The organism is Halobaculum roseum (assembly GCF_019880245.1).
Classification (GTDB): Archaea; Halobacteriota; Halobacteria; order Halobacteriales; family Haloferacaceae; genus Halobaculum; species Halobaculum roseum.
In genome coordinates this window covers 1,971,646-1,984,318 of sequence record NZ_CP082286.1, presented here as the reverse complement: position 1 = coordinate 1,984,318, position 12,673 = coordinate 1,971,646, and the positions used below count along the sequence as shown (strand labels likewise).

The window sequence follows — 12,673 nt, the reverse complement described above, 5'->3', positions numbered from 1 at the left end:
GCGCTTTTCTCGCCCGCTCGAGTACGTTCGGGTAGCAGTGGCCATCACGGACAAGATCTATCTGAAGAACCACCGGCAGATCGCCTCACAGCTCGACGCCAACATCCCCAAGAGCGCGTTCGCCGGGGCGACGCTGGATTTGGTGTTCTCGGGCGAGGGGCTCTCCGAACTCGACGAGACGACCCGCGACCGGGTGCTCGAGTTCGCCGAGGACTTCCTCGACTGCGGCTGCGACGACGCCCCGTACTGCGGCCACCCCGAGCGGAAGTTCGTCCGCTACCTCCTGGAGCTGCGCGCGCAGGGGCTCGGGCCCGACGCCATCGTCGACGTGATGGGCGACGACTACATGCTGTACGCCTACCCCGGCGACGTGCTCTCGTTCCTCGACAGCGCGGTGCGGACGCTCGAGGCGACGGAGTCGCTCGCGAGCGTCGAGGGCGACGGGGAGGCCGCCGAGGAGGCACGGAAGCGGCGGCGGGAACTGTCCGGGTAACTGTCGGTCACCCCTGTACCCGTTCGAGACGCTTCGACCCGTCGATAGCGACCGCGATGCTCACTCCGCGGGAGAGCATACATAAAACCATGACCGTTTGGAACTCGACAGACTATGCGGTGCGTTCACATCGTCCGAGGCATGTCGACGGAGCAACCCGACACGTGGACGGTAGATACAGAACGGACGGTGAACCAGATCGACGATGTGGACCTTCACGCGTTCGAAACGCGTCCGGTTCTCAAGTTCCTCGTCGCGTTCCTGATCGGGGGGGTGTTCTTCCTGTTGCCGGTGCCGTATCAGGGCGAGATCACGGTGCCGTTCGACATCGTCGTGAGCACCATCACCGGGGCTGCCCCCGACGCCGTGGGGGTGTACTCGCTGTGCATCGTCGTCGCTGGCGGGGTGGTGACGACCGCGGCGATGCTCTCGGACGGCGAGGTGGCCGGCGCCGATCTCTCGTACTTCGAGACCTCGCTCGTGTTCTGGCTGCTGCGCGTTCTGGGTGTGCTCATCGCGCCGGTCATGTTCTTCAAGCTCGGACCGGAGTTCCTCCACACGCCGGGGACCGGGGGCCTGATGTGGGGAACACTGGTGTACAGCGTCGGTATCATCATTCCCATCGGAGCGATCTTCATCACCATCTTCGTCGAACTCGGCGGGCTGGAGTTCGTCGGCACGCTCGCGCGACCGCTGATGAAGCCGCTGTTCAAGGTACCTGGTCGGGCGGCGCTCGACAGCCTCGCCTCCTGGGTCGGCTCCTACAGCGTCGGACTGTACGTCACCCGCAACGTGTTCGAGAACGGCGGCTACCACAAGCGCGACGTGTTCACCATCGCGACGTGCTTCTCGACGGTGAGCATCGGGTTCGTCGGGGTCGTCGCCGCGACGCTGGAGATGCTCTCGTTGTTCCCCCTCATCTTCGCCGCGTACTTCGTCTGCGTGACGATCTGTGCCATCGTCCTCGTTCGGGTGCCGCCGATCTCGACGACGCCGAAGGAGTACATCGCCGAACCGGACCCCGAACTGGCGTTCGCGGGGTCGCCGGGCGACTACCTCCGGCTCGCGCTCTCGGAGGCGGTGAGGAAGGCCGACGAGGGAGAGACGTTCCTGGAGGCGGCAAAGCGGGGCTTCGTCGACGGGCTGAAGCTGACGAGCCTCATCCTCGGAACGATCCTCGCCGTCGGGTTGGCGGCGACGTTGCTGTCGGCGAACACGCCGGTGTTCGACATACTCGGCCAGCCGTTGGTGCCGGTCATCGCCGCGCTCGGGATCCCCGACGCCGAGACCGTGGCGCCCGCGACCGTCGTCGGCATCACCGAGATGTACGTCCCCGTCCTGCTGGTGTCGGAGACGGCCCCGATGGCGAAGTTCTTCGTCGCCGTGCTGGCGGTCTCACAGCTCATCTTCTTCTCCAGCGTCGGCCCGATGGTCATGGACATGTTCAACGACGTCCCGATCCGCTTTCCCGACCTCGTCGCGCTGTTCGTGATGCGGACGGTCATCCTCGTCCCCCTCATCGCGGGCATCACGCACCTCGTCAACGCGCTCGGGTTGCTGTAGGGGCCGAGGGTACGGAAACACAAGGAGAAAGCCCCGCCCGTTAGGGCGGGGATGATATCAAAGATACTCGACGAGCGCGTCCGCGAGTTTCTGTTCGGCACGCCGGAGGTGGTGTTCGGCGGTACGCCGCTCGATACCGACCTCGTCGGCGACTGCCTCGGTCGTCGTCTCCCGCGGGAGTTCGAAGTAGCCCGACCGGTGGGCGGTGGTGTACACTTCCCGCTGCCGCGGGGAGAGCGTCGGTAGCAGGGCGTCGACCGACGGGAGGGGCGCGTCCGCTCGCACGCCGGTCACCTCGCGCTTCGACTCCACCGTGACGGAGTAGTCGTCGGCGATGTCCCGGTAGAAGGCGGTGAGGTTCTCGCCCTCCAGCGCGAGCACGCGGACGACCTTGGCCCCGTTCTCGTAGCGCAGCGGCGGGAGCGTGAGGCAGTCGTGGAGGGCAAGATACTGCTCGACGTTGTCGCCGCCGTGCTGTTTCAGACACGATTCGGTGACGAGCAACCGGTCGTCCCCGTCGGCGACGCGTTGCTCGACGCCGACCTGCTCGCGGATGTGGTCGAGCACGAGGTCGTCCTCGTCGCCGACGACGTGGAGCAGGTCGCAGTGGTCGTTGCACCACAGCTCGATCCTGGTGTCGCTGGCCGCCGTCGCCCGTTCGTACGGGCCGTCACCCCTGATGTGGAATACTGCCTGATTCATGCTGTCATATCCCACGCCGTATTTAAAAATATGGCCAAGCGGTCACTCTATTCTCTCGGTGGTCGGCGGGGATCGGTACTAGTAGACATGGAACGACAGTCGTCGTCGGCCGAGAGCCGAATCGGCGAGCCGTCCGAGCAGTGGCGGGAGTATCAGGGCGCGCCCACCGGCACCGACATCGAGTGTGAGGGCTGGCGTCAGGAGGCCGCGCTCCGGATGCTGAACAACAACCTCGACCCCGAGGTCGGCGAGGACCCCGAGAACCTGGTGGTGTACGGCGGCACCGGCCGTGCCGCGCGGTCGTGGGACGCGTACGATGCCATCCTCGCCGAGCTACGGGAACTCGGCGACGACGAGACCCTGCTGGTCCAGAGCGGCAAGCCCGTCGGCCGGTTCGAAACGCACGAGCGGGCTCCGCGGGTACTCATCGCGAACTCGAATCTCGTGGGGAAGTGGGACGACTGGGAGCACTTCCACGAACTGGAGGCGAAGGGCCTCATCATGTACGGCCAGATGACCGCGGGGTCGTGGGCGTACATCGGCACGCAGGGCATCATCCAGGGCACCTACGAGACGCTCGCGGAGGCGGGTCGTCAGCACTTCGGCGGCGACCTCGAGGGCACGATCACGGTCACCGGGGGACTCGGCGGGATGGGCGGCGCCCAGCCGCTCGCGGTGACGATGAACCGGGGGGTGTGCATCGCCGCCGAGGTCGACGAACACCGCATCGACCGCCGGATCGAGACGGGGTACTGTCAGGCGAAGACCGACGACCTCGACGAGGCCATCGAGCGCGCCGAGGCCGCAGCCGAGGCCGGCGAGGCGTTCTCCGTCGCGGTCCACATGAACGCCGCCGACATGCTGGAGGAGATGGCCGACCGCGGGTTCGTCCCGGACGTGCTCACCGACCAGACCAGCGCGCACGACGAACTGGAGGGGTACTACCCGTCCGGCTACACCGTCGAGGAGGCCGATCAGCTTCGCGAGGACGACCCCGAGACGTACGTCGAGGAGAGCCTGGACACGATGGAGCGCCACGTCCGGGCCGTCCTCGACCTCCAGGACGCGGGCGCGGTCGCCTTCGAGTACGGCAACAACATCCGCGGCCAGGTTCGGGAGCACCGCGGCGTCGAGAACGCCTTCGACTTCCCGGGGTTCGTCCCGGCGTACATCCGGCCGCTGTTCTGCGAGGGGAAGGGGCCGTTCCGGTGGGCCGCGCTCTCGGGTGACCCCGAGGACATCCACCGGACCGACGAGGCCGTCAAGGAGCTGTTCCCCGAGAAGGACGCGCTCCACCGGTGGATCGACCTCGCGCAGGAACGGGTACAGTTCCAGGGACTCCCCTCGCGGGTGTGTTGGCTCGGCTATCACACGAGCGAAGCCGACGGCGACGACGAGCCCCTCACCGAGCGCGCCCGGTTCGCGCTCCGGATCAACGAACTCGTCCGCCAGGGCGAGATCGCGGCGCCGATCGTCGTCACCCGCGACCACCTGGACGCGGGCTCGGTCGCCAGCCCGAACCGCGAGACCGAGGCGATGAAGGACGGCTCGGACGCGATCGCGGACTGGCCCATCCTGAACGCGCTGGTCAACTGCGCGGCCGGCGCCGACATCGTCAGCGTCCACGACGGCGGCGGCGTCGGCATCGGGAACTCGCTGCACACGAACAACCACGTCGTCCTCGACGGGACCGACCGGGCAGCCGAGACGGCGCGACGGGTGTTCACCACCGACCCGGGGATGGGCGTGATCCGTCACGCGGACGCCGGGTACGACGCCGCCCTCGAGACGGCCGAGGAGTCGGACGTGGCCGTGCCGATGCGCGACCGAGGGGCGGAATGACCGCCCTGCTCGACGCCGGGTTCGAGTGGCGCGGCCGCTCGGACGACCCGAACGACGAGCAGTTCGGCGACGTGGTCGAGGCGACGACGCTCGACGACGCGGGAGAATACGACGCCGTGCTCGTCGGCGAGCCGTACGACGGCGCGGTCATCGGTCGCCGGGGCGCGAGGGAGGGTCCAGCCGCCGTCCGCGAGGCGCTCGCCGGCCTGAAGACGCACCACTTCGACGCCGGTCCCGCCGGACCCGTCGGCGACCTCGGAACCGTCGACATCCCCGACGGCGACGTGGCGAGCGTCCAACGCGCCGTCCGGGACGCCGCCGCGGCGGTCCACGGCGCGGACGCCTTCCCGGTGTTCCTCGGCGGCGACAACTCCCTCACCTACGCGAACGCGGGGCCGCTGCTCGGGGGAGGATCGGTCGGCGTCGTCAACGTCGACGCCCACCTCGACGTGCGAGAGCCGCTGGAGGGACCGTCCAGCGGGACGCCGTACCGGCAGCTACTCGACGACGGGCTGGACGGGTACGCCTGCGTCGGCGCGCGACACTTCGAGACCTCGACCGCGTACCACGATCACGTCCGCGAGCGGGGCGGCGCCGTCGTCACCGCGGAGGAGGTGGGCGAGGACCCGGTGACGGCGGCCGACCGCGCGCTCGACGCGCTCGGCGACGTGGACCGCGTGTACCTCTCGCTCGATTGCGACGTGCTCGACGCGGCGGCCGCGCCCGGCGTGAGCGCGCCGACACCCGGCGGCATCTCCACCCGCGAGTGTTTCCGTCTGCTGCGACTGCTCGCGGCCGACGAGCGCGTCGCCGGCTACGAGGTCGTGGAGTGCGCGCCGCCGCTGGACCGCGACGGCCTGACGGTCGCGGCCGCCGCCCGCGCCGTCGCTCACGTCCTCGCCGCGCGCGGGGCGGGGGTGGGGGCGTGATCGACGCCGTCGTCCACGGCGCGGGCGAGGTCGTCGTCGGCCCGGACGCCGTCCACGAGGACGCCGCCGTCGCCGTCGCGGACGGCCGGGTCGTCGCCGTCGGGCCGACCGACGAGGTGACCCGCGAGTACCCGCCCGAGAACGCCGTCGCGGCCGTCGACGCCGCCGGTCGTGCCGTGATTCCGGGGTTCGTCGATTCCCACACGCACGGCGTGTTCGCCGGCGACCGGTCGGACGAGTTCGCCGCCAAACTCCGCGGGAAGACCTACCGGGAGATCCTCGCCGAGGGCGGCGGGATCCTCCGGACCGTCCGCGCGGTCCGGGGGGCGGGCGACGAGCGCCTCCTCGGGAACCTGCTCGCGCACCTCGACACGATGCTGGCCCACGGCACGACGACCGTCGAGGTGAAGTCCGGCTACGGCCTCGACGCCGAGACCGAACTCCGACTGCTGGAGGCCGTCGCCGCGGCGGACGACCGCCACCCGGTGGACGTGGTGGCGACGTTCATGGGTGCCCACGCCGTTCCCGAGGACCGCGACGCCGACGAGTACACGGACGAGGTGGTCGACGATCAGCTCCCGGCGGTCGCCGAGCAGGGGATCGCGGAGTTCTGCGACGTGTTCTGCGAGGAGGGCGTCTTCTCGGTCGAGCAGTCCCGGCGCGTGCTGGAGGCGGGCGCGGAGTACGGCCTGACGCCGAAGGTCCACGCCGAGGAGCTGGCCCACATCGGCGGGAGTCAACTGGCCGCCGATGTCGGCGCCGCGAGCGCCGATCACCTGCTTCACGCCACCGAGGCCGACGCCGCCGCCCTCGCCGAGGCTGGCGTCACGCCGGTCCTGCTCCCGGGGACGGCGTTCGCGCTGGGCGCCGACTACGCCGATCCCGCGCAGTTCGCCGAGGCGGGTGCGACCGTCGCCGTCGCCTCCGACTTCAACCCGAACTGCCACTCGCAGTCGATGGCGATGGCCGTCGCGCTCGCCTGCGTCGGGATGGGGATGGCCCCCCGCGACGCGCTCGACGCGGCGACGCGCGGGGGCGCGGCCGCGCTGAACCGCGCGGACGGCACCGGGACGCTCCGGGCGGGCGCGCCCGCGGACCTGATCGTCCTCGACGCGCCCTCGCACGTCCACGTCCCCTACTCGTTCGGGGTGAACCGCGTCGCGACCGTCCTGAAGGACGGCGCGGTCGTCCACGACGCCGACGGGCTGGCCGTTCCGGGTCCGGAGGTGACACAGTGAGCGAGCACGTCGTCGGTCCGGACGACGCCACGGTCGTCCTCGACGGCGAGTCGCTCACGCCCGAGGAGGTGGTCCTGGTCGCCCGCCGGGACGCCGCCGTCGCCGTGAGCGAGGACGCCCGCGAGGCCGTCCGCGAGGCCCGCGCCCGCGTCGAGGGCGTCGTCGACAGCGGCGAGGCCGTCTACGGCATCAACACCGGGTTCGGCGACCTGGTGGACACACGGATCGGCGACGACCGCGTCGACGAGCTGCAGACCAACCTGGTCCGGAGCCACGCGGCCGGCGCCGGGCGGACGCTCGACCGCGAGGAGGTACGCGCGATGCTGTGCGCCCGGATCAACGCGCTCGTCAAGGGGTACTCGGGGATCCGCGAGGTCGTCGTCGACCACCTCCTCGCGCTGTTGAACGCGGGCGTCACGCCGGTCGTCCCGTCCCGCGGGAGCCTCGGCGCCAGCGGCGACCTCGCCCCCTTGGCTCACGCGATGCTCGTCCTGCTCGGGGAGGGCGAGGCGGACGTGGAACCGGACGGCGGTCACGGCGGCGACAGCGCCCGACGGCTCTCGGGGGAGGAGGCGCTCGACGAGGCGGGACTGGAGCCGCTGACCCTCCGCGCGAAGGAGGGGCTCGCGCTCATCAACGGTACGCAGCTATCCGTCGGCGTCGCGGCGCTCCTTGTCCACGACGCCGAGCGGCTCCTGCGGGCGGCCGACGCCGCCGGCGCGCTCACGACGGAGGTGACGATGGGGACCACGGCGGCCTCCGACCCGGCGATCCAGCGCGTCCGCCCGCACGCCGGACAGGCCGCAAGCGCCGCGAACGTCAAGCGGCTGTGTGCCGACTCCGGGATCGTCGAGTCCCACCGCAACTGCGACCGCGTGCAGGACGCCTACTCCGTGCGGTGTCTCCCGCAGGTGCACGGCGCCGTTCGCGACGCCGTCGCGCACCTCCGCGACGCCGTCGCGGTCGAGCTCAACGCCGCGACGGACAACCCGCTCGTGTTCCCGGCGGGCGAGGTCGACCGCCGCACCTCCGGCACGCGGAACGCGGACGTCGTCTCCGGCGGCAACTTCCACGGCGAGCCGCTGGCGCTCCGCCTCGATTACGTGACGAGCGCGCTCGCGGAACTTGCGGCCATCGCGGAGCGGCGGATCGACCGCCTGCTCAACCCCCACGTCCAGGAGGATCACCTCCCGCCGTTCCTCACCGCCGAGAGCGGCGTCCGGTCGGGGTACATGATCGCCGGGTACACCGCCGCGTCGCTGGTCGCGGAGTGCCGTCGCGAGGGGCGCCCGTCGACCGACAACGCGGTCGTCTCGGGCAACCAGGAGGACCACGTCAGCCTCTCGGCCACCTCGGCGTACGCGGCCCGCCGGGCGCTCGGGAACGCCCGGACGGTCACCGCCATCGAACTGCTGTGTGCGGCGCAGGCCGCGGAGTTCGTCGACGACGACCTCGCCCACGGCGTCGGCACGGGCGCGGCCTACGGGGCCGTCCGGGCGGTCGTCCCCCCGCTGGAGGACGACCGGCCGCCGCGACCGGACATCGCGGCGGCGACCGAGCTCATCGCCTCGGGCGCGCTCGACGACGCGTTGAGCGGGGCGCTCGGCGAGGGCTGGGACGCCGGCGAGAACGAAGGCCGGAACGAAGGTTGAGCGGGCCTATCCGAGCTGGTACGGCTCGTCGTCGTCGCGGTCGCCGTCCAGTTCCTCGAGGAAGACGACCTCCTCGCCGTCGTCCGCCTCCTCGAGCTTGTCCTGCAGGTACGTCACGAACGCCTTGTACTCGTCCAGCTGCTCGCGGAGGTGTTCGGCCTCCAGCTCCAGACGCTCGTGCTCGCGGACGAAGCTCTTGGGCACCTCGACGGTCGGCGGGAACGACTCGTCGTCGGCGTCGGTCTCCTCGACGCGGTTCTCCGGGACGACCTCCACCTGTCCGTCGTGGGCGACGAGGGTGTCCACGTAGTCGCGGAACACCGCCGACAGCGAGAGGTCGCGCTCGTCGGCGATCTCCCGCAGCGCCTCGAAGGCGTCCTCGTTGACGCGGAAGGAGACCGTCTTGTTCTTGCTCCCCATCGACGGCTACTCGCGCGCGCTGTCACTTAACCGTTCGTCAGACGCTCGCACGGCACACGACCCGGAGCGGTGCGGTCGGTGGCTGCAAAAACGGGAACAGAAGGGGGGCGCGGACCGGCCGGGGATCGAGCGTCCGGGACGACCGGCGGCTTACGCCGGCGCCTCGCCCTCGCCTTCGAGTTCGTCGGCGTCGTCGAGCGACTGCAGCGCCGCGACGGCGGCGTCGCGGTACTCCTCGACGGGCAGGTCGTACTGCTCGCGGGCCATCCGCGCGTACTCGTTGCCCTCGTCGTCGAACGCCTCGATGCGGTCCAGCGTCCGCGCCGCGGTCTCGGCGACCCAGCGGTCGCGCGTGGCGGCGTCGACGGTCGTGATGGACTCGGGACGCACGGAGACGTTCACGCTGCCGTCGTCCGTCTCGTAGGTGCGCGGCTTGCCGACGACGGCAACGTACGCGGGCGGTTCCAGCTCGCGGAGCGCGCTCGCGGCCTCCGGCTGGTACTGCCCGGCGTAGGTGAAGAACGTCCCCGTCGGGTCGACGATGCGCCCGCGCCAGTACTCGCTGTCCTCGCCGACGTCCTCCTTCTCGGTGAGGGTGCCGACGATGAACACGCGGTTGGCGCGCTCGCCCGTCGGGAGCAGCAGGTACAGCGGCGCCCGCTCGTCGTCGGACTCCTTGAAGGTGTAGCTGGCGTCGTTGTACTCGCTCGCGAACACGCGGCGTGCGACCTCTCGGGTGGGAACGGACTGGCTCATTACAGGGACCTCGCGCGGATCAGCAGCGATTCGGCGTCGACCGTCTCGTCGGCGCCGGACAGTTCCTCGAAGTCGTCGGCGAGCACGTACCGGCCCAGCGTGGGACCGCGAACGCGGTAGTAGCGGCCGACGATGCGGTCGGCCATCTCCTCGCCCACGACGGTCGTGTCGAGGGCGTCCTGAGCCATCTCCTTGGCCTCCTCGAGGCCGATACCGGTCAGCTCGGCGGTGGCCTCCTCGTTGAAGATGACCTCCTGGACGGCGTCGCCGTCGTCGAGGACGGCCTTGATCCGGAGGTCGAACTCGCCGTCGACCTGGCCGTGCTCGCTGCAGCGGCCGTTCTGGAGCACGCGCGTACAGTCGTCCTCCGGACAGCGCTTGATGAGGCCGGAACCGGACTGGATGTCGACGAGGGCGCCCTCGACCTCGTCGGAGTCGTCGCCGACCTCGATCTCCTCGTCGAGTTCGGTGATCGTCGTCGTCCGGTTGAGCTTCACCGAGTAGTTGCCCTGGTACTCGTCGGTGACGACGTTGGAGAGGGCGTAGCTCGTGCCCTCCTCCAGTTCCTCCAGTTCGCTCGTCGAGAACGAGACGAACTTGATCGTGCCCGACTCGTCGCCGAGCAGGCCCACCTGCGCGATGGAGTCGTGGTTGGGGTCCCACAGGTCGGCCACCGTCACGCGAAGGTCGACCCACTGCTCGTCCTCGTCGATGTCGCCGACGAGCGCCTGTTCGGCGCCGCCGGAGCCGATCTCGTCGCGCTCCAGCCCCGCCTCGTCGAGGTAGGAGTTGACGACGCTGCGGCGCGCCTCGTCGACGGGGACGCTGTACTCGTTCACCAGCGAGGCGAGGCGCTCCTCGATCTCCTCGACGGTGAGGTCCAAGTGGTCTGAAAACTGCTCGTGTATCTCTTCCGCGTGGGTTTGCAGGTCTGCCATGGTTCTCCTGCCTCCGGGTATGTGTTCGGTGGGAGGCGTACGACGGTTGGTTCGGGATCCTATTTAGTATTCCGTCGCCGCGGCGAAAGTGAAAGCGCTCGACTGCGGGCGACCGTCGGACGAGCGGCTGCGCGGCGGTCCGCGACCGCGCGCGGCGTGTCGATGTCGTTCAGGTCGCGATCGGCGCGCTCGCCGGCAACGGACTGATAGTCGGGGCGGCCGGAGGATGATCCATGGGACTGGGCGACAGACTCCGGCGGGTGCTCCAGCAGCAGGCGCGCAAGGCCGGCCGCGAGTACGCGCGCAGCAAGCGTGCCTACCACGAGGGGCGCGAGTGGGGGGAGAACCACGCCGACGAGTTCGACCTCCCGACCGACGACGAGGACCGCGCGCGGATCGTCTGTCGCCGGTACGCCGAGAAGCGTCGGGTCGCTGTGAACGCCGACGGCGAGCCGGCGTGTTTCGAGGCCGGTCACCCGGACTGTGATGGGTGTGCCGAGGACGTGCGGGAGGGGCGTGTACAGACGTGGTGAGCGCGGTCGAGCGGAGCGAGACCGCGGATGCGAACGGCGACCGAAGGGAGCCGTGAGCAAGGCGAGGCCGAGTGAGCGAAGCGAACGAAGCCTCGACCAACGGTGGCGAGATCTCCGTGCAGAGCCGCCCATTACGTGAGCGGGGCGAGGGCTAACGAAGTGAGCCCTCGATGCGAACGGCGAACGGAGTGAGCCGTGAGCAGGGCGAGGCGTGAGCGAGCGGCGCGAGCGAACGCCTCGAAAAACGCGAACGGCGACTGAAGGGAGCCGTGAGCGCAACGAGACCGCGTGTGCGACACGCCCGCCTCGGTTCCGTGGCGTCGCCTCGGCCGAACCCGGCCGGTTACTCGTCGTCGACGCCGCGCTGTTCGTCGAACGTCTCGATGACCTCGTGGACGGTCTCGGCCCACTCGTCGAGCGCCTCGTGGAGCAGCTCCTTCGCCTCCGGCAGCGGCGTCGCGGTGTACTGGTACACGTAGCCGCCGGGGTCGAGCAGGCGTCGCTCGCGCTCGGCGAGCCCCTTCTCCAGCAGCGTCGTGAGCGAGCGGTTCACGTTCGAGCGGTCGCGCTCCAGCACGCCAGCGAGCTCCTCGACGGTGCTTCCGGGGTTGTCGAGCAAACGGAGGTACGTCCGGCTCTCGTGCTCCTGGATCCCGAACACGCACGCCATCACGTGTCCGAAACTGGGGTCGTTCGTGTCGATGAGGTCCTCCATGTCCGGCGCGTCGCTCATGTCGAGTGATCCGACGACCGCGGCGCGAATAAACCCCGGCGGTCGCGGCGACGCCGCGACGGACCCGCCGCGCCCGTCGCGGTCCCGCGGTGCCCGTCTGTCGTCTCCGGGCCGCCGGTCGTCGCCCGACTCAGTCGTCGTCCTGTTTCGCGTAGCCCATCTTCTCGATGCAGGTGAGCATCCCCGCCTCGTCGTCGTGTTTGTGCAGCCGCGTCGGCGTGTCACAGTAGAACGTCTCGCCGTCGTGTCGGAGGGTGAGCGTCTGCTCGCTCCCGAACAGGTCGGCGGTGACGACGACCCGCCGGCCATCCCGGAGCGCGTCGAGGATCTCCTCGGCGGTCAGCTCGCCGGCGTCGACTTCGAGCGGTGTCATGAGCAGGGATGCGCGATGCGGCGTAATGTTTCTTGTCTCCCGGCCGCGTCCACCGGACGTGCACGTCCGCACCATCGATCACGTCAACCTCAGGATCCCGGCCGACGGCCTCGCGGATGCCCGCGAGTTTTACGCCGACGCGCTCGGCTTCGAGTTAGAGGGCGTCGACCGGTTCGAGGCCGGCGAGAAACCGTTCTTCGACGTGCGGCTCGCGCCCGAGCACGTGATCCATCTGTGGCCCACCGACGAGTTCGACGCCCCCGGGGCGACGAACTACGACCACGTCGCGCTCGTCGTCGAGGAGGACATCGAGTCGGTGACGGAAACCCTGGACGACGCGGGGGTGGCGGTCGAACGGGAACTCGACAGTCCGCTGGGTTCGACGGGCGAGGCGGGCGCGGTGTACGTCCGCGACCCGTTCGGCTATCGGGTGGAGTTGAAGGAGCCGGTAGAGTAGGGGCGTCGCTACGTCGACACCAGTGAGCTGGGTCGACGACAAGA

14 protein-coding genes are annotated in these 12,673 nt (G+C 70.0%); 8 read left to right on the top strand and 6 right to left on the bottom strand.

Annotated elements, in window-relative coordinates; all coding sequences use genetic code 11:
* Window positions 1-37 precede the first annotated feature (37 nt).
* Together K6T36_RS10010 and K6T36_RS10005 are read left to right on the top strand one after the other, a co-directional pair.
* Window positions 38-493: a DUF5814 domain-containing protein gene (locus K6T36_RS10010; protein WP_222921153.1), complete on the top strand. Its 456-nt coding sequence runs from the start codon at window positions 38-40 to the stop codon at window positions 491-493.
* 141 nt (window positions 494-634) lie between these two features.
* Window positions 635-2,056, top strand: coding sequence for a YjiH family protein (locus K6T36_RS10005; RefSeq protein ID WP_222921152.1), 1,422 nt, complete (start codon window positions 635-637; stop codon window positions 2,054-2,056).
* Between the two features lie 57 nt (window positions 2,057-2,113).
* Here K6T36_RS10005 and K6T36_RS10000 read toward each other — a convergent pair whose 3' ends face one another.
* Window positions 2,114-2,758 (bottom strand): helix-turn-helix domain-containing protein, encoded by a 645-nt coding sequence (locus K6T36_RS10000; protein ID WP_222921151.1) that lies wholly within the window; start codon window positions 2,756-2,758, stop codon window positions 2,114-2,116.
* A gap of 87 nt (window positions 2,759-2,845) precedes the next feature.
* Between K6T36_RS10000 and hutU the strand changes: the two genes are divergently transcribed.
* Genes hutU through hutH form a run of 4 tightly spaced genes read left to right on the top strand, consistent with a single transcriptional unit; the run spans window position 2,846 to window position 8,419 of the window.
* Entirely contained in the window at window positions 2,846-4,600 is a 1,755-nt protein-coding gene (gene hutU / locus K6T36_RS09995) for a urocanate hydratase (RefSeq protein ID WP_222921150.1), read from the top strand.
* Window positions 4,597-5,529, top strand: a complete 933-nt coding sequence (gene hutG / locus K6T36_RS09990; protein WP_222921149.1) for a formimidoylglutamase — start codon at window positions 4,597-4,599, stop codon at window positions 5,527-5,529. Before hutU ends, hutG begins: the two co-directional genes overlap by 4 nt.
* Window positions 5,526-6,767, top strand: coding sequence for an imidazolonepropionase (gene hutI, locus K6T36_RS09985; protein ID WP_222921148.1), 1,242 nt, complete (start codon window positions 5,526-5,528; stop codon window positions 6,765-6,767). The genes hutG and hutI overlap by 4 nt, the downstream gene beginning before the upstream one ends.
* Entirely contained in the window at window positions 6,764-8,419 is a 1,656-nt protein-coding gene (gene hutH / locus K6T36_RS09980) for a histidine ammonia-lyase (RefSeq protein WP_222921147.1), read from the top strand. Before hutI ends, hutH begins: the two co-directional genes overlap by 4 nt.
* Before the next feature lie 6 nt (window positions 8,420-8,425).
* Here hutH and K6T36_RS09975 read toward each other — a convergent pair whose 3' ends face one another.
* From K6T36_RS09975 to K6T36_RS09965, 3 genes are all read right to left on the bottom strand, one after another.
* Window positions 8,426-8,839 (bottom strand): DUF8146 domain-containing protein, encoded by a 414-nt coding sequence (locus tag K6T36_RS09975; RefSeq protein ID WP_222921146.1) that lies wholly within the window; start codon window positions 8,837-8,839, stop codon window positions 8,426-8,428.
* Window positions 8,840-8,989: 150 nt separating this feature from the next.
* Window positions 8,990-9,595 (bottom strand): RPA family protein, encoded by a 606-nt coding sequence (locus K6T36_RS09970; RefSeq protein ID WP_222921145.1) that lies wholly within the window; start codon window positions 9,593-9,595, stop codon window positions 8,990-8,992.
* Window positions 9,595-10,533 carry a replication factor A gene (locus tag K6T36_RS09965; protein WP_222921144.1) on the bottom strand — a complete coding sequence of 313 codons (939 nt, stop codon included), beginning with the start codon at window positions 10,531-10,533 and terminating at the stop codon, window positions 9,595-9,597. The genes K6T36_RS09970 and K6T36_RS09965 overlap by 1 nt, the downstream gene beginning before the upstream one ends.
* A gap of 239 nt (window positions 10,534-10,772) precedes the next feature.
* Here K6T36_RS09965 and K6T36_RS09960 point away from each other — a divergent pair, with 239 nt between their 5' ends.
* Complete coding sequence (locus K6T36_RS09960; RefSeq protein WP_222923418.1) at window positions 10,773-11,066, top strand: DUF7091 family protein; 294 nt, start codon at window positions 10,773-10,775, stop codon at window positions 11,064-11,066.
* 343 nt (window positions 11,067-11,409) lie between these two features.
* Here the strand turns inward: K6T36_RS09960 and K6T36_RS09955 are convergent, their stop codons facing one another.
* Together K6T36_RS09955 and K6T36_RS09950 are read right to left on the bottom strand one after the other, a co-directional pair.
* Window positions 11,410-11,799, bottom strand: coding sequence for a helix-turn-helix domain-containing protein (locus tag K6T36_RS09955; protein WP_222606496.1), 390 nt, complete (start codon window positions 11,797-11,799; stop codon window positions 11,410-11,412).
* A gap of 130 nt (window positions 11,800-11,929) precedes the next feature.
* The gene (locus K6T36_RS09950; RefSeq protein WP_222921143.1) at window positions 11,930-12,172 is read right to left on the bottom strand and encodes a DUF8001 family protein; all 243 of its coding nucleotides are present in this window, start codon (window positions 12,170-12,172) and stop codon (window positions 11,930-11,932) included.
* Between the two features lie 58 nt (window positions 12,173-12,230).
* On the opposite strand from K6T36_RS09950, the gene K6T36_RS09945 reads away from it, so the two are divergent.
* Entirely contained in the window at window positions 12,231-12,629 is a 399-nt protein-coding gene (locus tag K6T36_RS09945; RefSeq protein WP_222923417.1) for a VOC family protein, read from the top strand.
* The last annotated feature ends 44 nt before the right edge of the window (window positions 12,630-12,673 follow it).

What these genes read in the sequence shown, in the direction of transcription:
- K6T36_RS10005 (WP_222921152.1), top strand. Translation starts at nt 635, where the DNA reads ATGTCGACGGAGCAACCCGACACGTGGACGGTAGATACAGAACGGACG.
- K6T36_RS09975 (WP_222921146.1), bottom strand. Translation starts at nt 8,839, where the DNA reads ATGGGGAGCAAGAACAAGACGGTCTCCTTCCGCGTCAACGAGGACGCC.
- K6T36_RS09965 (WP_222921144.1), bottom strand. Translation starts at nt 10,533, where the DNA reads ATGGCAGACCTGCAAACCCACGCGGAAGAGATACACGAGCAGTTTTCA.
- K6T36_RS09950 (WP_222921143.1), bottom strand. Translation starts at nt 12,172, where the DNA reads ATGACACCGCTCGAAGTCGACGCCGGCGAGCTGACCGCCGAGGAGATC.
- K6T36_RS09955 (WP_222606496.1), bottom strand. Translation starts at nt 11,799, where the DNA reads ATGAGCGACGCGCCGGACATGGAGGACCTCATCGACACGAACGACCCC.
- K6T36_RS09970 (WP_222921145.1), bottom strand. Translation starts at nt 9,595, where the DNA reads ATGAGCCAGTCCGTTCCCACCCGAGAGGTCGCACGCCGCGTGTTCGCG.
- hutU (WP_222921150.1), top strand. Translation starts at nt 2,846, where the DNA reads ATGGAACGACAGTCGTCGTCGGCCGAGAGCCGAATCGGCGAGCCGTCC.
- K6T36_RS10000 (WP_222921151.1), bottom strand. Translation starts at nt 2,758, where the DNA reads ATGAATCAGGCAGTATTCCACATCAGGGGTGACGGCCCGTACGAACGG.
- hutG (WP_222921149.1), top strand. Translation starts at nt 4,597, where the DNA reads ATGACCGCCCTGCTCGACGCCGGGTTCGAGTGGCGCGGCCGCTCGGAC.